The organism is Natrinema soli (genome assembly GCF_028618695.1).
This window is the reverse complement of record NZ_JAQIVI010000583.1, coordinates 1-702: the sequence shown is the minus strand read 5'-3', so window position 1 is coordinate 702 and position 702 is coordinate 1. Positions and strand designations below refer to the sequence as shown.

Sequence of the window (702 nt, the reverse complement as noted above, 5' to 3'; positions counted from 1 at the left end):
CGAAAACAGAATCAGGAACTACCTCGGTTGTGAGTCGCGAGCGTTTCGTCGGGACCGTATTCTCTGTGAGTTTTCGACTCGCTCACCGTATCTACACGGTCGTTCCGCAGTTCTACACAGAGCACTATCTCCAGTGGTGAGACCATGCGAGTCGTATGAGGCGGAGAAGTGATTCTAGATGAATACGGGGATAGTCGGCGATACGTGACTTTCAGTCGGGCAAATACCCGCCCGAAATAACCCATCCTATCACGAAGAACATGGTGACGGCGACTATTACCATTACCATCATTAATAATATTACGGTCGGATTCATTCTTGTACTTTATTATGATTTTTTCTGGATTTAACACTGCCCTGAGTCTTCCCCATCAACAGCAACTAACGAACTCCTCGCTACTGGAAGTTACGACTGGTCGAGATGAGCGACCTCGATTAACAGATTGATAAAGAAGAGTCAACAGGTTATCAACGGAATTGATGACAGATCGAAATCGACGATCGTTCGTGACGACCGTTGCAGCGGCTGGAACACTTAGCCTCTCTGGCTGTCTCTCACAGTTGCAAGAGTGGCGGGGAAACGGTAACTCGTCGAACCAATCATCGTCGAACGAAGACTCTACCGGATCTGATGGCACTGATGGACTATCGAAACTTCCCGGGGAATCAATCGAGAACTTTGAGTCTCTCGACGAATGGAAC

At 48.1% G+C, this 702-nt stretch carries 1 pseudogene; it reads left to right on the top strand.

Annotation, left to right across the window (positions count from 1 at the left end):
- Positions 1 to 507: 507 nt before the first annotated feature.
- A pseudogene (locus PGX04_RS35100) lies at positions 508 to 702 on the top strand (polysaccharide deacetylase family protein); the annotation flags it as partial.